This is a genomic window from Pseudarthrobacter phenanthrenivorans (assembly GCF_036455295.1).
Lineage (GTDB): Bacteria > Actinomycetota > Actinomycetes > Actinomycetales > Micrococcaceae > Arthrobacter > Arthrobacter phenanthrenivorans_C.
Genome location: NZ_JAYXNX010000006.1, coordinates 147,797 through 173,062, shown reverse-complemented (window position 1 = coordinate 173,062; position 25,266 = coordinate 147,797). Strand labels below are relative to the sequence as shown.

General features: G+C 65.2%; 23 protein-coding genes. 5 read left to right on the top strand and 18 right to left on the bottom strand.

Translation table 11 applies throughout. From position 1 onward, the window contains the following. Positions 1–136: 136 nt before the first annotated feature. From VXJ37_RS10220 to purU, 7 genes are all read right to left on the bottom strand, one after another. Positions 137–1,579, bottom strand: coding sequence for an MFS transporter (locus VXJ37_RS10220; protein ID WP_331322926.1), 1,443 nt, complete (start codon positions 1,577–1,579; stop codon positions 137–139). A gap of 378 nt (positions 1,580–1,957) precedes the next feature. Next, complete coding sequence (gene fdhD / locus VXJ37_RS10215; protein WP_331322925.1) at positions 1,958–2,827, bottom strand: formate dehydrogenase accessory sulfurtransferase FdhD; 870 nt, start codon at positions 2,825–2,827, stop codon at positions 1,958–1,960. Beyond that, entirely contained in the window at positions 2,815–4,158 is a 1,344-nt protein-coding gene (locus VXJ37_RS10210) for a molybdopterin molybdotransferase MoeA (protein WP_440589795.1), read from the bottom strand. Before VXJ37_RS10210 ends, fdhD begins: the two co-directional genes overlap by 13 nt. A gap of 159 nt (positions 4,159–4,317) precedes the next feature. Next, positions 4,318–5,238: a bifunctional 5,10-methylenetetrahydrofolate dehydrogenase/5,10-methenyltetrahydrofolate cyclohydrolase gene (locus VXJ37_RS10205; RefSeq protein WP_331322924.1), complete on the bottom strand. Its 921-nt coding sequence runs from the start codon at positions 5,236–5,238 to the stop codon at positions 4,318–4,320. Then, a complete protein-coding gene (locus tag VXJ37_RS10200; RefSeq protein WP_331322923.1) occupies positions 5,235–5,861 on the bottom strand; it encodes a cyclodeaminase/cyclohydrolase family protein in 627 nt (208 codons plus the stop codon). Before VXJ37_RS10200 ends, VXJ37_RS10205 begins: the two co-directional genes overlap by 4 nt. Before the next feature lie 4 nt (positions 5,862–5,865). After that, positions 5,866–8,358, bottom strand: a complete 2,493-nt coding sequence (locus VXJ37_RS10195; RefSeq protein WP_331322922.1) for a GcvT family protein — start codon at positions 8,356–8,358, stop codon at positions 5,866–5,868. Positions 8,359–8,409: 51 nt separating this feature from the next. After that, a complete protein-coding gene (gene purU, locus VXJ37_RS10190) occupies positions 8,410–9,315 on the bottom strand; it encodes a formyltetrahydrofolate deformylase (RefSeq protein WP_331322921.1) in 906 nt (301 codons plus the stop codon). A 122-nt stretch (positions 9,316–9,437) separates the two neighbouring features. On the opposite strand from purU, the gene VXJ37_RS10185 reads away from it, so the two are divergent. Further along, on the top strand, positions 9,438–10,118 hold the full coding sequence (locus tag VXJ37_RS10185; protein ID WP_331322920.1) for a GntR family transcriptional regulator: 681 nt from the start codon (positions 9,438–9,440) through the stop codon (positions 10,116–10,118). Positions 10,119–10,250: 132 nt separating this feature from the next. Further along, positions 10,251–10,535, top strand: a complete 285-nt coding sequence (locus VXJ37_RS10180) for a hypothetical protein (RefSeq protein ID WP_331322919.1) — start codon at positions 10,251–10,253, stop codon at positions 10,533–10,535. Positions 10,536–10,561: 26 nt separating this feature from the next. Here the strand turns inward: VXJ37_RS10180 and VXJ37_RS10175 are convergent, their stop codons facing one another. Further along, a complete protein-coding gene (locus VXJ37_RS10175; RefSeq protein ID WP_331322918.1) occupies positions 10,562–11,866 on the bottom strand; it encodes a helix-turn-helix transcriptional regulator in 1,305 nt (434 codons plus the stop codon). A 128-nt stretch (positions 11,867–11,994) separates the two neighbouring features. On the opposite strand from VXJ37_RS10175, the gene hxlB reads away from it, so the two are divergent. The 3 genes from hxlB (at position 11,995) to VXJ37_RS10155 (ending at position 14,601) form a co-directional block, all read left to right on the top strand. Further along, on the top strand, positions 11,995–12,594 hold the full coding sequence (gene hxlB, locus VXJ37_RS10170) for a 6-phospho-3-hexuloisomerase (RefSeq protein WP_331322917.1): 600 nt from the start codon (positions 11,995–11,997) through the stop codon (positions 12,592–12,594). A 47-nt stretch (positions 12,595–12,641) separates the two neighbouring features. Continuing rightward, positions 12,642–13,265: a 3-hexulose-6-phosphate synthase gene (hxlA, locus tag VXJ37_RS10165; RefSeq protein WP_331322916.1), complete on the top strand. Its 624-nt coding sequence runs from the start codon at positions 12,642–12,644 to the stop codon at positions 13,263–13,265. Between the two features lie 352 nt (positions 13,266–13,617). Then, positions 13,618–14,601 carry a glucose-6-phosphate dehydrogenase assembly protein OpcA gene (locus VXJ37_RS10155; RefSeq protein ID WP_331322915.1) on the top strand — a complete coding sequence of 328 codons (984 nt, stop codon included), beginning with the start codon at positions 13,618–13,620 and terminating at the stop codon, positions 14,599–14,601. Positions 14,602–14,691: 90 nt separating this feature from the next. Here the strand turns inward: VXJ37_RS10155 and VXJ37_RS10150 are convergent, their stop codons facing one another. The 10 genes from VXJ37_RS10150 to VXJ37_RS10105 all read right to left on the bottom strand — a co-directional run bounded on the left by VXJ37_RS10150 (position 14,692) and on the right by VXJ37_RS10105 (position 25,205). Continuing rightward, positions 14,692–15,669 carry an ABC transporter substrate-binding protein gene (locus VXJ37_RS10150; RefSeq protein ID WP_331322914.1) on the bottom strand — a complete coding sequence of 326 codons (978 nt, stop codon included), beginning with the start codon at positions 15,667–15,669 and terminating at the stop codon, positions 14,692–14,694. 91 nt (positions 15,670–15,760) lie between these two features. Beyond that, positions 15,761–17,788 carry an ABC transporter permease gene (locus VXJ37_RS10145; protein WP_331322913.1) on the bottom strand — a complete coding sequence of 676 codons (2,028 nt, stop codon included), beginning with the start codon at positions 17,786–17,788 and terminating at the stop codon, positions 15,761–15,763. Continuing rightward, positions 17,788–18,822 carry a quaternary amine ABC transporter ATP-binding protein gene (locus VXJ37_RS10140; RefSeq protein WP_331322912.1) on the bottom strand — a complete coding sequence of 345 codons (1,035 nt, stop codon included), beginning with the start codon at positions 18,820–18,822 and terminating at the stop codon, positions 17,788–17,790. The genes VXJ37_RS10145 and VXJ37_RS10140 overlap by 1 nt, the downstream gene beginning before the upstream one ends. A gap of 662 nt (positions 18,823–19,484) precedes the next feature. After that, the gene (locus tag VXJ37_RS10135; RefSeq protein WP_331322911.1) at positions 19,485–20,300 is read right to left on the bottom strand and encodes an IclR family transcriptional regulator; all 816 of its coding nucleotides are present in this window, start codon (positions 20,298–20,300) and stop codon (positions 19,485–19,487) included. An 81-nt stretch (positions 20,301–20,381) separates the two neighbouring features. Then, a complete protein-coding gene (gene uraH / locus VXJ37_RS10130) occupies positions 20,382–20,720 on the bottom strand; it encodes a hydroxyisourate hydrolase (protein WP_331322910.1) in 339 nt (112 codons plus the stop codon). After that, positions 20,717–21,214 carry a 2-oxo-4-hydroxy-4-carboxy-5-ureidoimidazoline decarboxylase gene (gene uraD / locus VXJ37_RS10125; protein WP_331323014.1) on the bottom strand — a complete coding sequence of 166 codons (498 nt, stop codon included), beginning with the start codon at positions 21,212–21,214 and terminating at the stop codon, positions 20,717–20,719. The genes uraH and uraD overlap by 4 nt, the downstream gene beginning before the upstream one ends. Positions 21,215–21,375: 161 nt before the next feature. Next, positions 21,376–21,813 carry an ATP-binding protein gene (locus VXJ37_RS10120; protein ID WP_331322909.1) on the bottom strand — a complete coding sequence of 146 codons (438 nt, stop codon included), beginning with the start codon at positions 21,811–21,813 and terminating at the stop codon, positions 21,376–21,378. After that, the gene (locus VXJ37_RS10115; protein WP_331322908.1) at positions 21,806–22,138 is read right to left on the bottom strand and encodes an STAS domain-containing protein; all 333 of its coding nucleotides are present in this window, start codon (positions 22,136–22,138) and stop codon (positions 21,806–21,808) included. The genes VXJ37_RS10120 and VXJ37_RS10115 overlap by 8 nt, the downstream gene beginning before the upstream one ends. Further along, positions 22,138–24,096, bottom strand: coding sequence for a glycosyltransferase family 2 protein (locus tag VXJ37_RS10110; RefSeq protein WP_331322907.1), 1,959 nt, complete (start codon positions 24,094–24,096; stop codon positions 22,138–22,140). The genes VXJ37_RS10115 and VXJ37_RS10110 overlap by 1 nt, the downstream gene beginning before the upstream one ends. Then, a complete protein-coding gene (locus VXJ37_RS10105; protein ID WP_331322906.1) occupies positions 24,093–25,205 on the bottom strand; it encodes a PP2C family protein-serine/threonine phosphatase in 1,113 nt (370 codons plus the stop codon). The genes VXJ37_RS10110 and VXJ37_RS10105 overlap by 4 nt, the downstream gene beginning before the upstream one ends. Positions 25,206–25,266 lie beyond the last annotated feature (61 nt).

Sequence of the window (25,266 nt, the reverse complement as noted above, 5' to 3'; positions counted from 1 at the left end):
GGTGGCCCAGCTCACAGGTGACGTCAAGGGTTTGCCGCTTTGTTGCGGGGGTGGCGGCATCTGTGTCGATAGGCAGCAAAGAGGCCCTCGCCGCTGGTGCGGCGAAGGCCTCTTGTAGTGACTCTGCGTCCCGGTGTCAGTGGGAGACGTTGGCTGAGATCTCCGCGAGGGTACGCCCCTTCGTCTCGGGCGCGAGCCACTGCGAGAGGACTGCACCGAGCAATGCAACGATGGCGGCCACGACCATGCTGGGGCCCAAGCCGATGTTGCTGATTGCCCACGGCAGGGCGAAGGTGCCGAGTGCGGCTCCGATGCGGCTGAAAGCCGCGGCAAAGCCCATGCCGATGCCGCGCAGGGGGGCCGGGAATACCTCGGCCGGATAGACCTGGGTCAATGTGGTGTAGCCGGCATTGAAGAAGGAGAAGGCGAGGAACAGGGCGAGCACGAGGATTGCTGGTGCGTCCGCCCAGATACCGATGACCAGCAGGATGCCTGCACAGAGCCACTGCCCGGGCACGGTGAGGATTCGGCGGCCCAGCTTGTCGATCAGGAGCACGGTGGTAACAACACCCGCGGCCGCAAGTGCGGACAGGCCGACTCCGCCGGCCCAGCCGCCGCCGAAGCCGAATTGGCTGAGTACGTCGTCGGCGAAGGTCGCGATCGCGAAGTACGGAGTGACTGCGCAGAACCAAAAACCGGCGGTGAAGAGGGTGGTGCGCCAGTGCTCCTTCGAGAATAGCATTCCAAAGGAAGCGTTCTTGATTTTGGTCCTGCCCTGCGCTGCTTGGGCCTCCTGGATCATCCGCAGGTCGATCTCCTCGGTGATGCTGTTCTGCATCTGTGGCGATTCGACGTATTTGTGGGCGATCGCGAGTGCTTCCTCACGCCGTCCCTTCGTGATGAGCCAGCTCGGCGATTCAGGGAGGCCTATGCGCGCGATGAACAGAACGAATGCCAGTACGGTGCTCGTGCCGATGACAAGGCGCCAGGGGGTGCCGGCGTCGTGCAGGAGCGTGCCAATGATGAATGCCATCATGAAACCGACGTACCAGGCGATCAGGGTCAGCCCGAGCAACCGCCCGCGGAGCTTTGGGGGGGAGAACTCTGACAGCAACGGGCCGCCGATTGAGTACTCGCCACCGATCGCGACGCCCATCATGAACCGGATGATGGCCAGCTGGATCACGGCGCCGTCTCCGGAGGTTACGAAGAACTGGGCCGCTGAGGCGACCAGGAACAGGCCCATGTCCACGAGGAACATGGGCTTGCGTCCGAACTTGTCAGTTGCCCAGCCAGCCAGTGGGGAGCCGACGAAGATACCAGCCAGGGGGCCTGCGGCGATCATGCCCAGTGAGAGTGCGTCCAGTTGGAGATCTGACCGCATGGGGCCCGTGACGGGGCCGATGATTCCGAGGATGTAACCGTCGAGGAACATCCCGCCGATGAAGACCGCGACGAGCCGCACCATGAAGCGGCGCTTGAACTTGGAGCTGGTGTCTTTTGTTGCGGAGGCCGTCGTCCCCAGTTTGCGGCGCTCCGTACTGCTTTGATCGATGGTGCTGCCACCTTTGATAGTCATAAACAGTTTCCTTTGGTGATTCAGCGCTGCCGCGAAGGTGCTGACATCGCTGTGCGGCCGATGCGAGAGCCAGGGCTCCCTTTCGGATCGGCCATCATGAATTCGTTCGTCCGTTTCCAAGGCCATCACGGTGGAGTCGGGGGACGCGAGGAGCATATCCGGGCGAGCTTCGTTCCGTGATGATCAACAACGTTCGCTCTATGCAACAAAATCGTGCGCTAGCTCACACCCAATGTCAAGAGTGTGACCTGTGAACGTCAGAGTATGTAAGCGTTCTGCTTGGTGCTTCGGGGCATGCCGAAAGCCCTACCCCCAGGATAGGGAGACCGCCCCGTCTGTCGTACCAGTGCCGGTGCAAGGGCCGGGCAAACATTTGTGTCAGGCCGGGATAATGACCTCCTGACGTAGCCGGGGAACCCGTTCCCGCCCCGTGTAGACGTTCAGGCTGGTGCCGCGGTTGAAACCCACCAGTGTCATGCCGGTTTCGGCCGCGAGGTTGGCCGCCAGGCTCGACGGAGCGCTGACTGCGGACAGGACCGGAATCCCGGCCAGCGCGGCCTTCTGGACAAGCTCGAAGGAGGCCCTGCCCGAGACCTGCAGGATCGTGCCGCGCAACGGCAGCAGGCCCTCCCGCAGGGCCCAGCCCACCACCTTGTCCACCGCGTTGTGCCGGCCCACGTCCTCGCGCAGGCACAGCAGCTCCGGTCCGTCAGCGTTCACATGGAACAGGCCGGCCGCGTGCACGCCTCCGGTCCTGTCGAATACGGCCTGGGCCTCCCGCAGCCGTTCCGGGAGCGCCGCAAGCACGTCCAGGGGTATATGGACCGGATGCAGGGATGTATCAAAGTGCTGGGTCTTCCGGACGGCGTCGATGGATTCGGTGCCGCAGATGCCACATGAACTCGAGGTATAGACGTTTCGCTTGGTGTCCGGCAGCGCCACCTCGGGGTGAAGCTGGGCATCGACGACATTGAACGTCTGCTCGCGGTCCAGGGCGCCTGCGCAGAAGCGCAGGGCGATCAACTCCGACGCGTGGTGCACCACGCCCTCCGAAACGAGGAATCCAGCAACAAGGTCGAAGTCGTCGCCGGGCGTCCGCATTGTCACGGCGAAGGAGGTGCCGTTGATGCGGATCTCGAGAGGCTCTTCAGCAGCGAGCAAGTCCTCCTTGACGCGGACGGGATGTCCGGTGCCGGTGTCGTCCAGGTGGAAGCGGTGGATCTTCCGGCGTTGGGTCATGCGTGCCACGCGGTGTTCCGTCCTTGCGCCACGGGTGTGCTTGCGGTTTCTGGTTGTGCCGCCCACGGAAGCGGGAGCACTGGAACGGGTCCGCCCGAGTCAACGCCCTGGGGAGGAACGGCCATGACGGCGTCTGCCCAGGCAAGCCCGCGCATCATACCGGGGCCGGCGTGCCCGACCGGGAATGCAAGGCCGGACAGGAACCGGCAGGGGAGGAGGCGGGTCCTTCCTGGATCACCCTCAATGTCGCTGCCGGACATCACGAGCTGCAACGGAGGCAGCTGTGTTCCCTCAAGCGAGGCGATCAGGGGTGCACCGATAGTGAGCAGGGCCATCACGGCCGCCAGGGGATTACCCGGGAGGCCGACAACGAACCGCCCGTCCGGAAGCCCTGCGAGCACGGCCGGATGGCCGGGACGCATCGCGATGCCGTCCACCAACAGCTGTCCACCCAAGGCGTCGATGGCGGCCCGGAAATGGTCCGTCCCGGATTTCCCGGTGCCGCCGGTGGTGATGATGACATCTGCGTGGCCGCCGGCGGGCAGGACCGGGCTGTCCAAGGCATCGAGCCAGCTGTCAAAGGAGTCGCCGATTCTCTGCGGACTGCCGGCGGCGCCACCCAGCAGGGAAACTACGTGCCCAAGCTGCGGGCCAAAAGTGTCCCGGACCTGACCGGGGGCGGGGACACCGTGCGTGACTACTTCGGACCCGGTCAGTACGACGGCGGCCGCGGGCCGGGCGAGGACCTCGACGGTGTCATGTCCCGCCGCTGCAGCCAGTGCCACATGTACCGGGTTAAGGACGGTGCCGGCAGGCAGGAGCACGTCGCCCGAACGGGCTTCCTGTCCGGCAGGGCGGATGTGTTGGCCCCTGCGCGGCTCGCCGGGCTTGGCGTCCGGACGGAGGCTCAGGACCTGGTTGCCGTTGGTGTCCCGGGCGGCCACGCCGCTTTCCTTCCGCAGGACGGCATCAGCGCCGTGTGGTACCAGGCCGCCAGTGGCGATCAGGGCGGCACTGTTTGCAGGTAAAAACCTGTTTCCTTCGCGGGACGGGGAGGCGTGCTGGCCGGATCCGGCAAGCAGCCACGGGCCTGGTCCGTTCACGGCCCAGCCGTCCATCGCGGACGAGGCATAATGCGGCAGGTCCTGGAGCGCGGTGACGTTCCGGCTCAAGGTCCGCCCGATGGCATCAGCGAGCGGGACGGCCACGGGTGGGAGCGGATTGGCCGAGCCGAAGGCGACGTGGCGCGCTTCGGACCAGGGTATGCGTCCCCGTTCCATGACGGCCCCGGACGCGGCTGTATTCCTGGAGACGGTGGCTGTCGGTCCGTTGGCAGGCATCGGTGTCCCCTCCTTGCTTATTTACGGGCAAATCCCGGTTGCGGGCCCCGTTTTCCGAAAACGGTGCTTCGGTGAGGAATACCTCCCCAGGTCTTAGGCCCACCGAAGCACCTTTTACGGAAAACGGGACACCGTTGCTGACGCTGTGCCTGGCCTGTCCTATCCCGCGGCTTCCAGGACCTGGGCATCCAGGCTGCGCGATCCCACATGCAGGGCCTGCGGCTGCAGGGAAGACAATTGCAGACGTGCGGCCTCCACGGTGTGGAGAAGCAGCAACGCGGTCGTCACGGACCCGACTCCCCCTGGAACCGGGGTCAGTGCTGCTGCCGTCCCCTTGACGGTCGCCTCGTCCACATCGCCCACCAGGGAGCCGTCGGGAAGGACGTTCGTGCCGACGTCGACCACCACCGTTTGGGAGGAGACGTGGCTGCCGGTCAGCAAGCCGGCGCGGCCGGCGGCCACCACCACTACGTCGGCGTCCTTGGTGTACTTCTCCAGGGGACCCGATTTCGAATGGCACAGCGTTACCGTGGCGTCGCGCCCCAGGAGCAGGAGGGACAGCGGCTTGCCCACTACGGCGGAGCGTCCAACAACCACTACATCCTTGCCCGCAACGGGAACCTGGTAGTGGTCGAGGATTTCGACGACGGAACGTGCGGTGGCCGGCGCAAAGGCCGGCTGCCCGACGGCCAGGCGTCCCAAGCTCAGCGGATTGGCACCGTCAACGTCCTTCTCCGGCGCAATGAGCCCCACGAGGCTCTCGGTCCGAACCCCCCGGGGCAGCGGGGTTTGCAGGATGATGCCGTTGACAGAGGGTTCGGCGTTGAGGTCACGCAGCACGCCGGCGAGTACGGGTTCCGTGGCCTCCTGGCCAAGATCGATGATCCGGCAGCTGACTCCCGCGCGTTCGGCGGCCCGTTCTATCGAGCGGACGTACCAACGGGTAGATTCGTCGGCGGTCGCCATGACTACCGCCAAGACCGGCAGGGTGCCGTCCAGATCCAGGGCGCGTACCTGCTCCTGCACCCTGCCCTGGATCAGTCCTGCCAAGGGCTTGCCGGAGAGTGTTTCAGTGGTCATCCAAGGATCCTTTCCCTGACGCGCGCCGACAGCGCATCTGCCGCCAGCACCGCCTTTTCTTCGATCCCGTCCGTTCGCCGGGCAAGCAGCGCACGTGCTTCCGGGTCCTTGACCGCCACGACGTTGATGTCGATGTTGACGCGCGCTGTGGTGGCAGCGGCGCGGGCGGCATCTGCTGCGGCGGCGATGTCGCTGATGACGTTGGCGTTGGCGACATCGAACAGTTCGGTGGCGAGCCCCACCACCTCGGCTGCGAGGACTACCAGGCGGGCAGGCGTTTCCGCCGCCGCCACCAGCGCTGCCTGGATCCCCGCAGCACGGGCCGCCTTGAGCTCGTCCGATCCGGAAGGGAGTTTGTAGGCGTCGATGACGCCCTGGAAGGCTTCCTCATCCGCTTCCGCCAGGTCCAATGCCTGTGCGATGAGCCGGTCGGCCTCAGCGGTGACCCGCTGCACCAGGCCGGCGTGCTCTTCGAACTTGGCACCGGTGGTGTACCGGGCCACCATCGCCACCAGCGCCGCACCCTGCGCCGCATGGAGGGCCGCCGCGGCGCCGCCGCCGGGCGTTGGCTGTTTCGATGCCAGGCGGCTGAGGTAGCTGCTGACTGTTTCTGAACTGATCATGGCACTATCCGCGGAGCCGGGACATCGTGGGGTCGTACAGCGGGTCCTGGGTGACCGTGGCCACGATCCGACGCCCAAAGTACTCGATCTCCACGGAATCGCCGATGGATACCTCGGCGGGCAGGTAGGAGTAGGCAATGGGCTTGCGGACGGAATAGCCGTAGGCGGCGCTGGTGACGTAACCCACCGCCTGGTCCTTGTAGAACACAGGTTCCTTGCCCAGTACCAGGCTGCGGCCGTCGTCGACCGTGAGGCAGCGCAGGCGCCGTGCGGAATTCTCCTCGGTGCGGCCCTCCAGGGCTGCCTTGCCCACGAAGTTGTCCTTGGCCATCTTCACCGCAAAGCCGAGGCCGGCCTCGAAGGGGTCGTGCTCGGTGGTCATGTCGGAGCCCCAGGAACGGTAGCCCTTTTCCAGGCGGAGCGAGCTGAAAGCGGCGCGGCCTGCCGCGATGATGCCGAACGGCTGGCCGGCCTTCCACAGCGCATCCCAGAGGCGCTGGCCGTTGTCCGCGCTGGTGTACAGTTCCCAGCCAAGCTCACCGACGTAGGACAACCGCATTGCGGTGACCGGGACGCCGCCGATGACAACTTTTTTGGCGCGGAAGTACTTCAGGCCGTCGTTGGAGAAGTCATCGCTGCTGACCGCGCCAACCACCTCACGGGCGAGCGGACCCCAGAGTCCGATGCAGCAGGTGCCGCCCGTGGTGTCGCGCACCTGGACCCAGTCCCCGGCACTGCCGCTTTCGGTCTGGTGGCGGGCTGCCCGCTCGAAGTAGGCGGTGTCGATGTTGCCGTTGGCGCCGAGCTGGAAGGTTTGCTCATCCAGGCGGGCCACGGTGATGTCGCTTCGGACGCCGCCCTGGTCATCCAGCAGCAGCGTGTAGGTGACGGCTCCGGGCTTCTTGTTCAGGTCCGCGGTGGTCAGTTCCTGCAGCAGCTTCAAGGCGCCGGGGCCGGAGATTTCAAGGCGCTTCAGGGGCGTCATGTCGTACATGGCGACGGCGGTACGCGTCTTCCAGGCTTCAGCCGCGGCGATGGGGGAGCTGAACATGCCGGACCAGGCGTCGCGGGCCGGTGGCTGCCAGTCGGCGGGCATCTCCTTGAGCAGGTCGGCGTTCGCCTCGAACCAGTAGGGACGTTCCCAGCCGGCACCTTCGAGGAAGTAGCCGCCCAGTTCCCTGTGCCGGGCGTGGAAGGGGGACACCCGCAGGTTGCGCGGGGAGAGCTTGGGCTGCAGCGGGTGCAGGACGTCGTAGATCTCCACGAAGTTCTGCTGCGAGGTCTCGCTGACGTACTCGGGGGTCAGCTGCACTTCCTCAAAGCGGTGGATGTCGCAGTCGCCCAGGTCGATGGAGGACTTGCCGTCCACCAGTAGTTCGGCCACGGCCCGGGCGATACCGGCGGAGTGGGTGACCCAGACGGCCTCGGCCACGAAGAAGCCGTCCAGTTCCCTGGACTCGCCCACAAGGGACCCCCCGTCGGGGGTGAAGGAGAAGATGCCGTTGAAGCCGTCCTCGATCTCGCTCTCGCGCAGGGCGGGCAGGAGCTGCTTGGTGGCTTCCCAAGCCGGAAGGAAGTCCTCGAGCGTGAAGTCCAGCCGGGACGGCATGTTGTGCTCGCTGATTTCGTTCGGCTTGAAGGTGCCCAATTCGTCCAGGTCCACGGGCATGGGCTTGTGGGCGTAGGAGCCGATGCCGTAGCGGTCGCCATGCTCACGGTAGTAGAGGTCCTGGTCCTGGTGGCGCAGGATGGGAAGCTGCGCGCCATTCGGAAGCTCGTTCTTGCCCTGCTGTGCCGGTACCGGGGTGGTCTTGACGTACTGGTGGGCCAGCGGAAGCAGCGGCACGGACATGCCGATCAGCTCGCCCACCTTTGCTCCCCAGAACCCGGCGCAGGAAACCACGATGTCAGCCGGGATCACGCCGTCGGGCGTCTGGACGCCGGTGACCCGGCGGCCTGACTGCTCGATGCCCGTCACTTCAGTGTTGCCGATGTACTTCACGCCGGCGGCCTCGGTGCGCTTGATCAGGAGCTGCACGGCGCGGGCGGCCAATGCAAGGCCGTCGCTGGGGACGTGCAGGCCGCCGAGGATGTCCTCTTCGTTAATGAGCGGGTAGAGCTCCTTGCATTCGGCCGGGGAGAGGATGGAACCCTCGATGCCCCACGCCTGTGCGTAGCCGAGCTTGCGCTTCAGGTCTGCGAGGCGGGTCTCGGTGGTGGCAACTTCCAGGCCGCCCACCTGGTTGAAGCAGCTGACGCCGTCCTCGGTGAGGGACAGGAGCTTCTCCACCGTGTACTTGGCGAACAGCGCCATGGACTTTGAGGGGTTGGTCTGGAAAACCAGGCCGGGGGCGTGGGACGTGGAACCGCCCGGCATATTAAGGGGGCCCTGGTCCAGGACCGTGATGTTGTTCCAGCCCCGGGTAACGAGTTCATCCGCCAGGTTGGTGCCGACGATTCCGGCTCCGATGATGACGATGCGTGGCGACGATTCCATAGAGGTCTCTCCTGCTGCTTTTAAGTATTGTGTCTGCGGACGGGCGTGCGGTTACCGGAACACCACGGTGCTGGTCTGGTCCAGCAGAACCCGGTGCTGGCAGTGCCAGCGGACGGCGCGGGACAGGGCGAGGGCCTCGGCATCCTGGCCCACGGTGGACAGCTGGGCCGGGCCGTAGGTGTGGTCCACCCGGATGACTTCCTGCTCGATGATGGGTCCCTCATCCAGGTCAGCGGTGACGTAGTGGGCCGTGGCACCGACCAGCTTTACGCCGCGGTCGTAGGCCTGGTGGTAGGGGCGCGCGCCCTTGAAGCCAGGGAGGAAGGAATGGTGGATATTAATGGCCCGGCCCTCCAGCGCGCGGCAGAGGTCGTCCGAAAGCACCTGCATGTAGCGGGCCAGGACCACCAGGTCGGCGTTGTACTCATCCACGAGCTCCAGGAGCCTGCGCTCGGCGTCGTCCTTGGTGTCCGGGGTGACGGGGACGTAGATGAAGGGCAGGCCGGCGGCTTCCGCCATGGCGCGGTGGGTCTCGTGGTTGGAAACGACCGCCACCAGTTCGCCACCGAGGCTGCCGCCGCGCCAGCGGAAGATGAGGTCGTTCAGGCAGTGGCCGAACTTGGAGACCATGACCAGTACGCGCTTGGGGGTCTGGTCGTGGAAGCTGAACTTCATGTCGAACCGCTGCGCGATCCCGTGGAATTCTTCTTCGAGCGTGGCAGGCGTGTAGGTGGGGGAGCCGGAGAACGCCGTGCGCAGGTGCAGCGTTTCGCGGAGGCTGTCGTCAAACTGCTGGTGCTCGTCGATGTTGAAACCGCGCTCGAAAAGGAACGTGGTCACCGCCTGCACGATCCCGGCCTGCTCGCGGCAGGACAGGGTCAGCACGAACTTCTGTGCCTGCTCGTCCTTGAGCTCCGGCCGGACGGCCGTGGCGGGTGCTGTTTCCATGAGGGTCATGTCCCTCCTCCTTCTAGATATATTCAAAAGTTGAAGACTGATATATTAGATTGATGGCCAGCGTATACTGGTCAGCAGGCGAGGTCAATAGTTTTTTTCCGGCCCGAGGGAAGGGGCTCACTGTGGTATTTGAAACCTTGGCAGTGGCAGAGGACGCCGGCAGGAAGTCCCTGGCGGATGTCGCCTACGAGAACATCCGGGACTGGCTGCTCACCTTGGAGATCAAGCCTGGTGAGCTCCTCAATGACGAACTCCTTGCCAAGAGCCTGGGTGTGGGGCGGACTCCGGTCCGTGAAGCGCTCAAGCGGCTGGAACTGGACCGGCTGGTGAAGACCTACCCCCGCCGCGGGACATTCGCCACCCGGGTGGACGTCACGGACCTGTCATTCATTTCCGAGATCAGGGCGCAGCTTGAGCCCCTCGCCGCCGCCCGTGCCGCGCGCGTGGCTTCCCCGGTGGTGCGGGATGAACTGCGCGCCACCCTGAAGCTGGTGGAGGCGTTCGACGTCGGGTCGGCTTCCGTCACCGAGACCCTCCAGTTGGATGCGCGGGTGCATCAGGGCATCTACGCTGCCGCGGCGAATCCCCACCTCGAGGACATCCTGATCCGCTATGACAACCTGGCCATCAGGATCTGGTGCATGGTCATGGATCGCCTGCCGGACCTGTCCCACCATGTGCGCGAACACCTCGATTTGCTCCGAGCGGTCATCGACGGGGACGAGGAGCGGGCGTCCGAGCTTGCCAAGGTCCATGTCAGTGGGTTTGAGAATGCCGTCCGGGAGGCGCTCTTCAACGCCTAGTTCCGCCCGCCCCTTCCGCTGCTGTTGACACTCGAGTGTGACCTGCACCATACTCAAAGTCCGCATTGATATATCAATCAGATATCAGGCTATCTGGAGTAGAGGCAACGATGCCGGGGAACGGAGAAGAGAGTGAATCCACAGGCGACCCTTGACGCCCGTACCACTGCGGACAGCCGTGGAAAGGGCGGCAATGCCGGCAAGGGAAACGAGACTGTCCAGCGGCCACTTGCCCTCCGCGTTGACTGGGCGCGGCTGCCCGGCCACGCCGTTGAGGTGTGGCTTCAGGGCGAATACATTGCCGCCGGTGTGGTGGAGCAGGCCACCGAGGACGACTCCGTACTGTGGATCGCCGGTGAAGGGATCTGCACCCGCCGGTTGTTCGACAAGTCCTCGGGCTACCAGGTCTGGGTTTAGCGGCCGGAAGCCGCGCATGTTCCGGCTCAGCGCAGCCCCTGGCTGTGCGCCAGAGCGATGGCTTCGGTGCGTGAAGCGACCCCCAGCTTCCGGAACAGGTTGCGGACATGGAACTTGACGGTGTTCTCGCTGATGTTCAGGTTCGAGGCGATGCTGCGGTTTCGCTGGCCTGAGGCCAGCAGCTGAAGGACTTCCAGCTCCCTCGCGGCCAGGTTCCAGCCGGAAACGTCGGCGGGAGCAGATGGCGGGTCGAGGGGCAGTCTGACGGAAATGTCGGCTCCCCAGCCTGGCATGAGGTCGATCTCCATTTCGCCGTCCAGTGCCTGGACCTGCCGCTGGAGGCGCCCGATGTTGGGCGCGTCGGGAGTGAGCCCGCCACGTCCGTCGTCCCGGACGTTGATCAGGAGGTTCTCGCCGTCGCAGTCCCACTGGGTGCGGACCCGACGGACCTCGGGTTGCTCCATCATGGCGAGCAGCAGGCCCCGCACGATGGCGCGGGCCGCGATGGCAACCTCGCCGGGGAGCGCCCTGCCGTTCCGGGGCGGTTCGACGAACTGCACGTCAATGCCGCTGAACCGGGTGAGGGGCCCCAGGTCTTCCCGCAGCCGCTGGAATGCTGTGGCGACGGGCTCTTTCACCAGGTCCACGGTCTGGTCATTGTGGGTCCGCAGTTCCACCAGCGCCTTCGCCGCCGCGTCACGAACGGTGGCGCGTGCGGTTGCGTCATCCATTGACCCGGAGCGGGAGGCGGCCAGGATGGTTTCCAGCGTGGTGGAATGCAGGTCCACGAGCTCGCTCGTGACCCGGATCCGCTCGGCGGATGCCGCCCGCGATTCCAGGAGGTACGACGGAGGGGCGTCAGTGACCTTTTCCTGGATCCGGCGCGCGGCCAGGTGCCAGAGGTACTGGACGAGTTCGACGTCGCTTGGCAGTTCCGGCCCGTCCTTCGAATCCGGGTAGGTGATCACCAGCAAGGCGTTGCTGGGCGGGTACCGGACGGCAAAAACATCCCTTTCCCTGCCCGCGATCAGCGCCCGTCCTTGCCAGGGCCCATCGCCGGCTACGTGGTCCCGCAGCTGCTGGAGTTCCCCGATGGATACCCGGGCCACCACTTCCTCATTGCCGGCTTTTTTCTGCGGGCGCCCCGTGCATTCCTCGGTAAAGATCACCAAGGCGTCGCCCCCGGCGGAAGGGACGACTGCGTCCCGCAAGGCCTCCGCGATGCCTGACAGGGGCGCCTCGGCGATGCGGGCGACGGCCCGGAGCAGAGGCCAGGGCGTGTCACGCTCCGGTTTAACGGCCCGCCCAATTGACGGGGTGTTCGCTGTCATTCACAAAGAGTATGCGACTAATCGCCCGGTCTCCTACCCATTCGGGTAGCTATAACCATCCGGATTTGGCGTTCTGCCTACCCGCCGGGCTCAGGAAGATGGACGTGAGGACCCGACAAGGAGGAGAAATGGAGTCAACAGTTTTGACGGCGCCCAGCATCACAGCGTCGGGTGAGGCCATCAGGGACAACGTCTCCCTGGTGCTGGGCGAGCTTGGAAACACCGCCGCCCAGGTCAGCACCGAACAACTCCACCAGGCTGCCAAGCTGCTGGCGCGCGCGGACCGTGTGTTCGTTGCGGGGGCTGGCCGCAGCGGACTTGTGCTGCGTATGGCCGCCATGCGCCTGATGCATCTGGGCCTGAATGTGCACGTGGCAGGGGACACCACCACGCCCGCCATCAGGAAGGGAGACCTGCTCCTGGTGGCATCCGGCTCGGGCAGCACCTCAGGTGTGGTCAAGGCTGCGGAGACCGCCGCGGGGGCAAACGCCCGGGTTGCCGCCTTCACCGCCAACCCCGGTTCCCCCCTCGCAGGCCTGGCGGACGTCGTCGTGGTGCTTCCTGCGCCGCAAAAGACGGACCACGGCTCCGGTGTCTCCCGCCAGTACTCCGGCAGCCTCTTCGAACAGGTCCTTTTCGTGGTGACGGAGGCGGTCTTCCAATCGCTCTGGGCCAGCGCCGATGTACCCGCCGAGCAGCTCTGGCTGCGGCACGCAAACCTCGAATAAACAAACATTCGTTTACGCCAAAACACCAAATAAAGAAAGCAGAAAAAATGAAACTCCAGGTTGCCATGGACTTGCTCACTCTCGAGGACGCCCTCGAGCTGGCCGGCAAGGTCGCCGAGTATGTCGACATCATCGAACTGGGCACCCCCCTGATCAAGGCCGAAGGGCTCTCAGCCATCACCGCCGTGAAGGAAGCCCACCCCGATAAACTCGTGTTCGCGGACATGAAGACGATGGACGCCGGCGAACTCGAAGCCGAGATCGCATTCAAGGCGGGCGCCGACCTGGTCACCGTCCTCGGAACGGCTGATGACTCCACCATCGCCGGTGCGGTGAAGGCAGCCAAGGCACACAACAAGGGCATCGTCGTCGACCTCATCGGCGTTGCAGACAAGGCCGCCCGTGCCAAGGAAGTCCGTGCCCTCGGCGCGAAGTTCGTCGAGATGCACGCAGGCCTTGACGAGCAGGCAAAGCCCGGCTTCGACCTGAACGGACTCCTGCGCGCAGGTGAAGAAGCAAAGGTGCCCTTCTCCGTGGCAGGCGGCGTAAATGCCGGCACCATTGCAGCCGTGAAAGCTGCGGGAGCCGACGTTGCCGTAGCCGGCGGCGCCATCTATGGGGCTTCCGATCCCGCACTGGCAGCCAAGGAGCTCCAGGCAGCCATCAACTAGCGCCCTGGCGAGCAGCGGCGGCTCCACCTGGACCGGGTGGGGCCGCCGCTGCGTTATGCCCCCTATCCAACCCTTCCTGAAACTACCGTCAGGCAATAGACAAGGACATGACCGTGACTGCAACAGCGTTGTTGCCCCCGCAAACCCGCAACCCGCGGCCTAATCCGTTGCGTGATCCAAGTGACCGCCGATTTAACCGGACCGCGGGTCCGTCGCCGTGTGCGTTGTTCCGGGTGGCGGGTGAGCTCGCCCGGAAGAAGTTGAGGTTCGTGGTCCATGAGCCGGCGAACCGTGGATTGTTGCCGTCGAGCTTCGCGGTGCTGGCCCGCGACGGGCGAAGCTGGAGAAGGCCGTGATCGTAAACCTGCCGGATACCACCACCTCCAAGGTGTCCAGGAAGCTCATGTCCCTGCGGGAGCAGGGCGGTGTGATCGCCCTGGGCCGGGTCCTCACCCTGCTAGTGGTTACCAAGTCCGGGCTCGAAGAGGAAGCGATCGAAGCCGCGAACGACGCCTCCCGGGAACACCCCTGCCGCATCATTGTGCTTGCCGATTCCGGGAAGGACGCCGAGGACCGGTTGGACGCCCAGATCCGTGTGGGCGGGGACGCCGGCGCCTCGGAAGTGATTGTGCTGCGCGGCTACGGCCAACTCGCGCATGAATCCGAGTTCCTGGTCGCGGCGCTGCTGCTCCCGGATGCCCCGATCGTGGCCTGGTGGCCGCACGGCGCCCCCGAGAACGCCTGCGAAACCTCCATCGGAGTGATCGCGCACCGCCGGATCACGGACTCTGCGAACGAACCCGACCCCCAGGCCGCGCTCGAACGCATCCACCGCACCTACAAAGCAGGCGACACCGACCTCGCCTGGACGCGCCTGACCTACTGGCGCATCCAGCTCGCGGCAGCATTGGACGAAGTGGACTCATCGGCGGTAATTGCCGCGGAAATCGAAGGAGCGGCTGATTCCCCCAGTCTCTTGCTGATGGCCGCGTGGCTTGCCGTAGCACTGGACGTGCCCGTGACGACCCTCGAGGACCCGGCAGGAGCAGGCATCCGTTGCGTTCGGCTCATCCTGGACGCCGGCGAAATCCGGCTTTTCCGTCCCGGGCTTTCCGCTGCGGAACTGACCCAGCCGGGCCAGCCCGCCCAGCGGGTCTCCCTCCCGCGCCGTAACCTCCGCGACTGCCTCGCCGAAGAACTCAGGCGCCTCCACCCTGATCCCGTCTTCGGGAAGGTGCTCGCCGCGGTCGGTCGTGTCCGCGTGGGGAGGCAGGAGGTGCTGCCGCCGGCGCAGGAGTCGCTGCCACCGCTCCGTGGCTCCCTGGTGGTGGTCTAGCCGGGTTGTAGCCTTAATGGTTTTGGCCCCGGCGCTTGAAGCACCGGGGCCAAAGCCTTCCCATGGTCGTGGGCCGTTAGGGACTGACCGTCAGCTGAGCCACTTGTCAACAGCCGACTGGTGGGCATCGACCCACTTCTTTGCCGCAGCTTCAGGGGTCATTCCGCCCTGGATGTCGGTGGCCACAGAGTTCTGGTCCTCGTTCGTCCAGGTGAAGCCCTTGGCCAGCTTGGCCGCGGGCGAACCGCTGTCGTCAAGCTTCTTGGAGATCACCTTGTTGAGCTTGTAGGTCGGGTAGTCGCATGCAACCGTTTCCGGGTTCGAATCGCAGCCTTCGGTCCAGGCCGGCAGATTCACTTTCTTGAGGGGCACCTCGGAAAGGAACCACTGCGGTTCGTAGAAGTAGCCGAGCAGGGGGGTCTTGTTCTGCTGCGCGGTCCGGAATGACTGGATCAGTGCCGCCTCTGAACCGGCGAAGACCACTTTGTAGTCCAGGTTCAGGTTTTTCACCAGCGCCTCGTCATTGGTGACAAAGGCGGGGTCGCCATCAAGTACCTGTCCCTTTCCACCGGACTCCGAGGTGGTGAACAGGGACGCATACTTGTTCAGGTTCTTCCCGTCGGTGATGTCCGGGTACTTTTCTGCCATCCATGGCGGAACGTACCAGCCGATGTGCCCTTCGTTGCCGGTGGGGCCGGCATCAACAGCCACCTTCTGGTCCGTTATGTACTGCTTGGTCAAGTCGGCGTGGCCCCAGTTTTCCATGATGACGTCCACTTCACCGGAAGCGAACCCCTGCCAGGAGACCTGTTCGTTAAGGTCCTTCTGGACCACCGTGCAGCCGAGCTTGTTCTTCGCCACATAGCTGTACACGGCAGCATCTGCCGTATAGCCCACCCATGCGTTCATGGCCACATTCACCGTGCCGCAGGGGGTTCCACTGGCGCCGCCGGCTGCTGCCGTCTGGTTCACCGACGCGCCACCACAGCCCGCGAGGAACAGGGCGGCGGCAGCGGCTCCAGCCATTGCCGGCAGGGTGCGTTTTATCAGCCTTTCAGCTTTCTTCATGTTGGGTCTCCTTGTTGGGGTGTAAGGGTCTTATGCCCAGGCGAAGGCCGGGCCTGCTGGGTTGAACCGGTGCCTGCAGAGTGCGGGCAGGTCAGGTGGTGGTCTTGGACGGGATGCTGCGCGCCGGCGCGGCTGCGGCTGCCTGGGTCATCCTGTCCATCATGATTCCGAGGAACACGATGGCCAGGCCTGCTGCAAGGCCCTTGCCGAATATCGAGCTTTGGACGAAGCCCGCGACGACGTCGTAGCCGAGGCCGCCGGCCCCTACCAGGGCGCCTACCACCACCATGGCCAGGACGTAGATCAGTCCCTGGTTGGCCGCGAGGGCGAGCGACTGCCGGGCCATGGGAAGCTGCACCTTGGTAATGACCTGCCAGGGCGTCGAACCGCTGGCAACAGCAGACTCGACAACTGTCGGGGAGATGCCGCTGATCCCATCGGCGGTGATCTTGATGGCTACAGGGGCGGCGTAGATGATGCCGGCGATGATCGCGGTGAAGCGGGTAGCTCCGAAGAGGCCAAGGAATGGCACCAGGTACACGAAGGAAGGCATGGTCTGGCCCGCATCAAGCAGTGGCCGCAGGAACTGGTCCACGCGGTTGGACCGGCCCATGGCGACACCAAAGACGATGCCCAGCACCATGACCACTGCCGTGGCCACGAGGGTACCGGCCAGCGTGACCATGGAGTCGCTCCAGAGGCCGAGATAGATGATGACCCCAAGGCAGGCCGTGGTCAGTGCCGCGAGCTTCCATCCACCCAGTGCAAAGGCCACGATGGCGAACACCGCGACGAGGATGTAGAAGGGGGTATCGGTGAGCAGGGACTGGAATGGGTTGAGGATGGCGTTGGTGACACCTTCCCGCAGGGAAACCGTGAAGAGGGACAGATTCGACTGCAGCCAGTGGCTGGCGGAGTTCACGGCCTGGACGATCTGCGGGCCCACGTTGAGGTCTGCCGGGAAGGCGGCGGCCCACAGCATGGTCCTGGACAACTGCACCATGGCCAGGACCACGGCAAGGGCAACACCAAGAAGGATGTAGCGGGTCCGGCGGCCCAGCCGGCGGCTGCGGGCTGCGCCTGGCTCCGCGCGGCGGCTCGCTGCCGTGGTCACCCGGTCCAGCACGATGGCCAGCAGGACGATGGAGAGGCCCGCATTGACTGCTGTGCCAACGTCCAGGGACTGCAAAGCCCTGATAACCGTCTGGCCAAGTCCCGGGGCTGCGATCAGTGCGGCGATCGTGACCATGGAGAGGGCCGCCATCGTCCCCTGGTTGATTCCCATCACAATGGTCCGGCGCGCCATGGGCAGCTGCAAGGTGAGCAGGCGCTGGAGGCCGGTGGTACCAAGGGAGTCGGATGCTTCGCGGGTGTTGTCGGGGATGCGGCGGATGCCGTGTGCCGTCAGCCGGATAACGGGTGGAGCGGCGTAGATCACCGTTGCGATCACCGCGGAGGCCGGCCCGATCAGGAAGACCAGGGCCAGCGGTGCGAGATACACAAACGTCGGCAGCGTCTGCATGAAGTCCAGTACGGGGGTTATCACCTTGGCAACCCGGCTGTAGATGCCCGCGAGGATGCCGAGGGGGATGCCCACCAGCAGCGTCAGCAGCACAGAGGTGAGGACCAGGGCGAAGGTGTACGTGGCCTCCACGAACAGGCCCTGGATGCCGAAGAAGACGAAGACTGCGGCCGTCAACAATGCCACCCGGAGGTTTCCTACGGCCAGCGCGATCCAGGTCAGCAGGCCCACCGTGCCCAGCCAGCCGATCTCCGGCAGGCGCAGGCCGGTTGCAGTGGCCGCAAATGTGGTGGTGAAAAGGTTCGCCACCGCGTCCACGGCGGACCGCAGGGGTGTGAAGACGTAAAGGAAAAGGGGGTTGTCGGCCCGGTTTGCCCCGACCCAGGCGTTGAACTGGTTGAGGGAACGGTGCAGGTCCGTCAGTTCTGACGCTGGCAACGCCAGCGTTGCCGTGCCGTTCAGGATAAGGAATCCAAGGATCCAGACGGCAGCGGCGCTGAGCAGCAGGATGGTACGCCGGCTGGGCCTGCGGCGGGGTTCGGGGACAATGGCAGGGGCAGCCTGGGCCGTTGGCCGTTCCTGGACAAGGGCCGACATCAGGCCGCCGCCTCTGCCGGCTGCAGCACCGAAAGAATGCTGTCGCGGTCGATCTGGCCGGTGATCCGGCCGCCCTCTTCGACCAGGACCGGGCAGGAAGAGTGCATTACCGCCGGGATGGCGTCCCGGATGATCATCCGGGAGTTGAGGACCGCGGCGTCCCCCGGCGTGCTGTCTGCAACAGGACGGGTAATCCACTTGAGGGTCAGGACGTCGGCGCGGGGGACTTCGGAGACAAAGTCCTCGATGTATTTGTCCGCCGGTGACCCCACGAGGTCGTCTCCAGTGCCGCACTGCACCGGCTCGCCATTGCGCATGATCAGGATGCGGTCTCCGAGCTTGAGCGCTTCCGAGAGGTCGTGCGTCACGAAGACCATGGTCTTGCCCATGTCCTTGTGCAGCCGGATGACTTCCGCCTGCATATCCCGGCGGATGAGCGGGTCCAGGGCTGAGAAGGGCTCGTCAAAGAGGATGGTGTCCGGATCCCCGGCCAGGGCACGGCCCAGGCCAACGCGCTGCTGCATACCGCCGGACAGCTGGTCCGGGTAGTGCTGTTCGTAGCCTTTGAGGCCAACAAGTTCAATGATTTCGCGGGCCTTGGCGTGGCGTTCGTTCCTGCCCGTTCCGCGTATCTGCAGGCCGTAGGACACGTTGTCCAGCACCGTGCGGTGCGGGAGCAGCCCGAAGTGCTGGAAGACCATGGATACCTTGCGCCGGCGGAGTTCCCGGAGTTCGGCTACGCCCGCCTGCAGGACGTCGTTTCCGTCAACCAGTACCTGCCCGGAAGTAGGTTCAATCAGCCTGGTGAGGCAACGTATGAGGGTGGACTTGCCTGATCCTGACAGTCCCATGACCACAAATACCTCACCCTTCGCAACGTCGAAGCTCAGGTTGCGGACGGCCGCCACGCATTTGGTGCGTTCGAGGAGTTCGGCAGAGCCAAGGGCCGCAAGTTCGCGGTTGCCGGGGATCTTCTCTCCCCCTGGTCCGAAGACCTTCCAAAGACTGCGAACTGAGATGGCGGGGTTGTTCATTGCTGTACTCCTGCTTGTGTGGAGGCTGTAACCAATGGCTGGGCCGTGGGCAGAGATGTGCCAGGTATCAATGCTTCGGGAGTCCGGTGGGGGCACTGGTACCGACATTGGGGAGGTATTCGGGCCGTGCTTGTTCGTGGGGGGATCGAGGGCCGGTAAGGCACGGCTCCTAAGTGCCTTACCTGCCATGGTGGCGAAGCGGTGGGCAAAATGCCCGGTAAACGAGGTTCTTTCTTCGGGACTGGCTTCCCAGTCAGGTAGACGCAACGGACTTCGTATTACGCAACAGAGTGATTTATGCCACTCTTCTTGTCAAGGCTTTGCCTAGGAAGTCCCGATATTACGAGCCGGCAGATAACAACTCCGGACGGGTCTTGACACGGATAGCATCCAGGCGCACTGTGTTGCATGTTGCGATTCATGTTGCGCACAAGGCGACTTCGGAAGGGGCGTTGTGCGGACGCCAGTGCTCATGGAAGCCTCGCAGGCGGTCGCCTTTCAGCCGCCAAAGCCGCCCGCTCCCCGGATCCCGGCGGACGGCTGATCATTCACCCGCAGGACTTCGATGCCTGCGAACGGTGCCGGCCCGGGATGGCTTCCAGGAGCTATGCCAGGGGGGCGGCCTCAACGTTTTCCGGCAGGATCGACCGCCGGTTTCGCGATTACCGCCGGTGGTAGCCCATATTGGCGCTGACCTGGAGCCCGGCCTCCTTGAGGGTATCGAGCAGTCCTGGAATCTTTTCCGGGTCGAACCGGAACGCCGGACCCGAGATGCTGACGGAGCCAATAACAGTGCCCTGGTGGTTGTAGACGGGCACCGCCACGGCGTTCAGGCCAATTTCAAATTCCTCCCGAACCACGGCGTACCCCTTGGCGGCCACCTCAAGCAGTTGTGCGTCCAGTTCCTCGCGGCGGGTGATGGTGCGGGCGGTGCGGGCGGCCAGGCCGGTCTCCTTCAGGATTCGGTCCCGTTCGTCTGCCTCCAGGGCGGCCAGGAGGACCTTGCCGCTGGACGTGGCGTGCAGGGGCGTCAGGCTCCCCACCCAGTCGTAGGTGGCCAGCGTGGAAGGGCCCATGGCCTGGTCCACGTTGACGGCATAGTTGGAACGCAGGACGGCGAGGTTGACCGTCTCCTTGAATTCCTCGGCCAGGCTTTCCAGCACCTGCCTTGCCTCGTGGACCAGGCTCAGCCGGCCGGGGATGGAGCTGGCCAGGCGCAGGATCCCAAAGCCGAGCTGGTACTTGCCGCGCTCACTGTTCTGGTGGACCATGTCACGGCTCACCAGCGAACCCATCAGTCGGGAGACCGTGGACTTGTGGATCCCCATCTCCTCGGCGATCTCACTGACACCGGCGTTGCCTTCCCTGGCCAGAATCTCCAGGACTGTCAGTGCACGCTCCACGGACTGGACCCCGCCGGACTGGCCGCCCTCGGCATCGGTGTCGGTATCGGATTCCGGTTCATTTTTTGAGGCCATACTTCCTGATCCTATGCCGGGAACTGTGACGCCCGTGACATTGGGGAGCAGGCGGTGATGTTCCAATGCTCCCGAAGGGCCTTAGCTGCCCCGGTAGGTGGAGTACGCGAACGGGCTGAGGAGCAGCGGCACGTGGTAGTGCTCGGGGCCGGTCACCTCGAAAACCAGGTCCACTTCGGGAAAGAAGGTGGCCGTCTCCAGTGCTGCGTAGTACTTCCCCGTGGCGAAGTTCAGTTTGTAGTGGCCCGGTTCCAGCTGCTCCGGCCCCAGGTCCTTCGCCCGGCCGTCGGCGTCGGTACTGGAGGAAGCCAGCTCACGCCAGGTGCCGCCATCGTTCTTTGAAAGGACGACGGCGACCCCCGCCGCCGGGCGCCCGGCGCCGGTGTCGAGGATGTGGGTGGTGACGTGGGAAACGCTCATTCGCTGATCAGTCCTTCGAGCCGCAGTACGGCGATTTCGCGCAGCTGCTGCGCCACGATGGTGTCTTCTTCTTCCGGCGCGTTGCCGAGCCGCTGGTTCAGTGATTCCAGGATCTCCGGTGCGGTGCGTCCGGCGGCCCGGATCAGGAAGACCCGACCGAACTTTTCCTCGTAGTCCCGGTTGCCGCGCGCCAGGGCCTCCGCGACCCCGGTGTCCGAGGGATCGACCCCCGCCTGTTCGGACCGGGACATGGACGCCTCGGTGCTTGCTGCCGTCGGGCGTTCCCCGATCCTTGGGTGGTGTGCCATGGCGGCGTCAACCTCGGCGGGAGTGAACGGGTTCGCCGCCTGGGCGGCGAACTCCAGGAGCTGGGTGCGGCCGGCAAACGGCCGTGCCCCGGCTACGGCTTCCACCCAGCGGGTGACGTCGATGCAGGGCCGGAGAGTGGCCTGGGCCGCGGCGGGGTCTGCGTTGTTGAATTCGGCAAGCTTCATGCTGGCGTAATCCTTGAGGGTCATGCTGGCATCCATGGTGACGGCTATGCGGATGCCGGACGGGCCCGGCGCCCGGGAGTGGAACACGGGCTTCCGCATCATGGAACTGTTATTTCAGCATACGTAATATTCAAGAACAGGTGGACAGCAGTGTCAAGCGGTTACGGGCTTGGCTGTTCCTGCGAGGAGGTCCGGGACAGCACCCAAGTGTTGGTCCCGTCCTGGCGCTCAAAGGTCACGGTGGTGACCAGGGCCTCGATCAGGGCCAGGCCCCGTCCGGACTCGGCGTCGTCATCCGGGGTGGAGGCCTCCATGGGGCCGAAGGGCGGCTTGGCGTAGTAAGCGCTGACCCGGGCCTGCAGCAGAGCGGGCTGCACGGTGGTTTCCACACCCAGCTCCACCTCGCGGTCGCCGGTCGGCTGCGCATGCTGGACGATGTTGGAGGCAGACTCGATGACGGCGGTGGTGAACGTCATCTGGTCGATGTCGTTCACGAACGGGACTTCCAGCCAGAGACTGTCGAGGTCGTTGTGGACGGCTTCGATGGCGTCTTCGGCAGCTGGTCCCCGGAAGCTGCGCGCGGCAAGCACCTCAGTCATTGCCGAACGCCTCCTCGGCGGTGGGGTAGGCGGTGAGGACCTTGTCCATGCTGGTCAGCTTCAGGACCATGTTCACCTGCGGCTGCACGGCGGCGATGCGGAGGTCGCCCCCGGCCTGGCGCGCCGCCTTGAGGCAGCCAATCAGTGCGCCCAGCCCCGAGGAATCCATGAACGCGGTGTTTTCCAGGTTCACCACGATCCGGTTGGACCCGCCGGCGATGACGTCCGTGACGAACTCACGGAGCTTGGGGGCCGAAACCATGTTCAGCCGCCCGTCCGCCTTGACCTCCGCGTACGAATCTTTGACCTCGTAACTGAACTCCATCAGGATTCCTCTCTGTTTGCAGGTTCTGTGGCCGGTTCGTACCCCTTGTAGAGCACGGCGCGGACAAGGATGCTCATGACCACCAGGTCAAAGACCACCCAGACAACGTTGACCAGCGTGCCCAGCGGTTCGGCCAGGCCGGTCACCAGGCGGATGATCCCGACGACGGCGGCAAGGGCCAGCAGGACGGACACCACGATCTGGGGCCGGATAAGGCTCCAACTGGGTCCGCCGCTTTGGCGGGCCTTGGGGGTGACGGCAAAGCCCAGGGGACGGCCGAACCATACGTTGCGGGCCGCCGTCGTGCAGGCCTTGATCCAGGTGGGGAACAGCGCCAGGCTGTACTGCTGGCCGCGCCAGGTGGGGATGCCGCGGCCGGCCACGGCGAACAGCAGCTGGTTGACCACCATGAACGGGATGAAGCGGATGAAGAAGTCCCAGCTCAGGCTGCTGACCGGAAGGATGCCCAGCAGCAGGTAGATGATGGGGGCCGCGAAATAGATGATGGCGGCGAACCCGCTCAGGTAGGTCCACATGGTGGCGAAGTACATCAGGCGCTGGCCCAGCTTGAGGCCCTTCTGTACCAGCGGGTTTTCGCGCAGCAGCACCTGGATGGTGCCCTGCGCCCAGCGCAGGCGCTGGGTGAGCATGGTCTTCAGGTCCTCCGGTGCCAGTCCGTATGCCAGGATCTCGTGGTGGTACACGCTCTCCCAGCCCATGGCGTGCATGCGCATGGCGGTGGCCATGTCCTCCGTGACGGAGATGGTGGCCAGCGGCATCACCGGCTGGGCCTCATTGCTGCGCTCCACGGTCAGCGCGTCCAGGACCGCCTGGACGGATTCCAGCGCACCCAGCGGCGACCAGTCACGGGCGGACATGCGCTTGACGGCGTCGTCTGCCACCACGGGAACGCCGGCCTCACCCACGTGCGCCAGTTCCATGGCCGCGATTTCCTCAAGGTCCGCCTGGAGGGCTGCGACGTCGGCCTGGACCAGGGTCTGGACCGCGGCGTCCACCCGGCGCCGGACACGGTACGTCACTTCGCTCAGTGGCCGCCCGGCGTCCACCTCCTCCTGGGCTTCGCGGGTGGCGGCCTCCACTTCGTCCAGCACCCCGGCCACCAGGGGCGACTCAACGTCGGCGGACCTCCTGGCCTGCTTGATGGCTGCGCGCGAGGCAGCCAGGGCGCGCCGGATGCTCTTCTCGGTTTCCTTGACGTATCCCACAAGTCCCAGCTGCATCAGGGCCTCGCGGCGCAGGAGGGCGTTGGAGCCGCAGAAGAAGGCGGCGTTCCAGCCGTCCTTGCCCTGCTGGATGGGGCCGTAGAACAGCGGTGCCTGGCTGCCGAGCGGATCGGAGGCGGGAACATTGCTGAAGTACTGGGGTGTCTGGACCAGGGCCACCCGGCGGTTGTTGAAGTACCCCAGGGTCTTTTCCAGGATGTCCGGCTCCGGGATCTGGTCCGCGTCCAGGATCAGCAGGAACTCGCCGTGGGTGACCATGAGGGCATTGTTGAGGTTGCCGGCCTTGGCGTGCCGCGGCAGGTCCTTGGTCCAGTCCCCACTGCGCGTGACGTACCCCAGGCCGTGCTGTTCGCACAGGGACTTGAGCTCGGGGCGGGCGCCGTCGTCCAGAATCCAGGTGCTGTGCGGGTGCCGGATCCTCTGGGCCGCCAGCGCGGTGGTCAGGACCATGTCCAGGTCCTCGTTGTACGTGGTGATGAAGACGTCCACGGTGGCGTCGTGCGGTGGCTGCGGAGCGCCTTTCCGGATCTTCAGCTTCCACACGGTCATGCCGAAAAGCATCACGTCGATGAGGCTGTACGTTTCGGCGGCCACCAGGGGGAGGGCGATCCACCAGGCGTCCCAGTTGAGGGACGCCATCCAGCGCCAGGCGATGTAGTTCAGGCCGGTCAGGACGGTCAGCACCACCACTACCCGGGTCCAGAACCGGGTCACGCGGCTGACTCCAGGGGGAGCCGGCGGACCACGACCACCGTGACGTCGTCTTCGGCGGTCTCCGCGGGGGCAAGTGCGAGGATGGCGTTGCTGGCTTCCTGGGCAGATCCTGCAGACTGGGTGGCCTGCCTGACGGCGTCCGTGAAGTCCTCCACGGACCCGAACACGTCCAGCACGCCGTCGCTGACCACCACCAGCGAATCGCCCGGGGCCAGCGCTAGCTCCGACTTGGGCCATTGCGTCCCCGGCCAGGCGCCCACAGGCGGTCCACCCGAGGGCAGGCGGTCCGCGGGCCCCTCGGGCTGGACGTGCAGCGCAAGCCCGTGGCCGGCGTCGACGTAACCCACCTTGCCGGAGGCGGCGTCCAGCCGGGCGTGGAACAGGGTCACGAAGGAATTGGACGAATCCAGGTCGCTGGCGATCGCCTTGCTCGCTGCCGCAAATCCGGCGTCCAGATCCTGCCGCAGGCCCGTGGAGCGCATGACGGCGCGGACTGTTGCCGCGATGAGCGCTGCGCCCATTCCCTTGCCCATGGCGTCGGCGAAGGTCAGGTGCAGCCCCTCGGGCGTCTGGTACCAGTCGTAGAAGTCACCGCCCACACTGCGGGACGGGCGGAAGAGGCCGGCGACGTCGTAGCCGTCCACCCTGATGTCCTCCTTGGGCAGGAGGCTTTGCTGAACTTCCGTGGCGCGTTCAAGTTCGTTGCGGGCCGCGGAAGCCGCAGCGGGGGAGGGCCGGCGGCGGAACAGGGCATTGATGCGTGACTGCAGTTCCCTGGGGCTGAAGGGCTTGCTGATGTATTCGTCGGCACCGTTGTCCAGGCCGGTCAGCTTGTCCAGTTCGTCCGCCCGGGCGGTGAGCATCACTATGAATGCGTCGGAAAACTCGCGCAGGAGCTTGCAGACCTCCAGCCCGTCAAGGTCCGGCAGATTAAGGTCCAGGGTCACCAGGTCCGGCTTGATCCGGCGCACCTCCTCCACTCCCGGCAGCCCGGCGCCGGCCTGGGTGACGTCAAAGCCCTGCTTCGCCAGGACACGGACCAGCAGTCCGCGAATGTCCGGGTCATCTTCGATGACCACCGCACGGCGGGATTCGGAGGGAGAGACCATAGCTCTACTTCTACAGTATTAAGCCGCACACAGCATGTCTTAGGGTTCACAGTTTCCGGTG

Coding starts and splice junctions, on each gene's coding strand:
- VXJ37_RS10120 (WP_331322909.1), bottom strand. CDS start 21,813: ATGACTGAGGTGCTTGCCGCGCGCAGCTTCCGGGGACCAGCTGCCGAA.
- VXJ37_RS10105 (WP_331322906.1), bottom strand. CDS start 25,205: ATGGTCTCTCCCTCCGAATCCCGCCGTGCGGTGGTCATCGAAGATGAC.
- VXJ37_RS10220 (WP_331322926.1), bottom strand. CDS start 1,579: ATGACTATCAAAGGTGGCAGCACCATCGATCAAAGCAGTACGGAGCGC.
- VXJ37_RS10145 (WP_331322913.1), bottom strand. CDS start 17,788: ATGTCGGCCCTTGTCCAGGAACGGCCAACGGCCCAGGCTGCCCCTGCC.
- VXJ37_RS10195 (WP_331322922.1), bottom strand. CDS start 8,358: ATGGAATCGTCGCCACGCATCGTCATCATCGGAGCCGGAATCGTCGGC.
- VXJ37_RS10175 (WP_331322918.1), bottom strand. CDS start 11,866: ATGACAGCGAACACCCCGTCAATTGGGCGGGCCGTTAAACCGGAGCGT.
- VXJ37_RS10115 (WP_331322908.1), bottom strand. CDS start 22,138: ATGGAGTTCAGTTACGAGGTCAAAGATTCGTACGCGGAGGTCAAGGCG.
- hxlA (WP_331322916.1), top strand. CDS start 12,642: ATGAAACTCCAGGTTGCCATGGACTTGCTCACTCTCGAGGACGCCCTC.
- VXJ37_RS10200 (WP_331322923.1), bottom strand. CDS start 5,861: ATGATCAGTTCAGAAACAGTCAGCAGCTACCTCAGCCGCCTGGCATCG.
- VXJ37_RS10210 (WP_440589795.1), bottom strand. CDS start 4,158: ATGCCTGCCAACGGACCGACAGCCACCGTCTCCAGGAATACAGCCGCG.
- purU (WP_331322921.1), bottom strand. CDS start 9,315: ATGACCCTCATGGAAACAGCACCCGCCACGGCCGTCCGGCCGGAGCTC.
- VXJ37_RS10135 (WP_331322911.1), bottom strand. CDS start 20,300: ATGGCCTCAAAAAATGAACCGGAATCCGATACCGACACCGATGCCGAG.
- VXJ37_RS10140 (WP_331322912.1), bottom strand. CDS start 18,822: ATGAACAACCCCGCCATCTCAGTTCGCAGTCTTTGGAAGGTCTTCGGA.
- hxlB (WP_331322917.1), top strand. CDS start 11,995: ATGGAGTCAACAGTTTTGACGGCGCCCAGCATCACAGCGTCGGGTGAG.
- VXJ37_RS10205 (WP_331322924.1), bottom strand. CDS start 5,238: ATGACCACTGAAACACTCTCCGGCAAGCCCTTGGCAGGACTGATCCAG.
- uraH (WP_331322910.1), bottom strand. CDS start 20,720: ATGAGCGTTTCCCACGTCACCACCCACATCCTCGACACCGGCGCCGGG.
- VXJ37_RS10150 (WP_331322914.1), bottom strand. CDS start 15,669: ATGAAGAAAGCTGAAAGGCTGATAAAACGCACCCTGCCGGCAATGGCT.
- uraD (WP_331323014.1), bottom strand. CDS start 21,214: ATGAAGCTTGCCGAATTCAACAACGCAGACCCCGCCGCGGCCCAGGCC.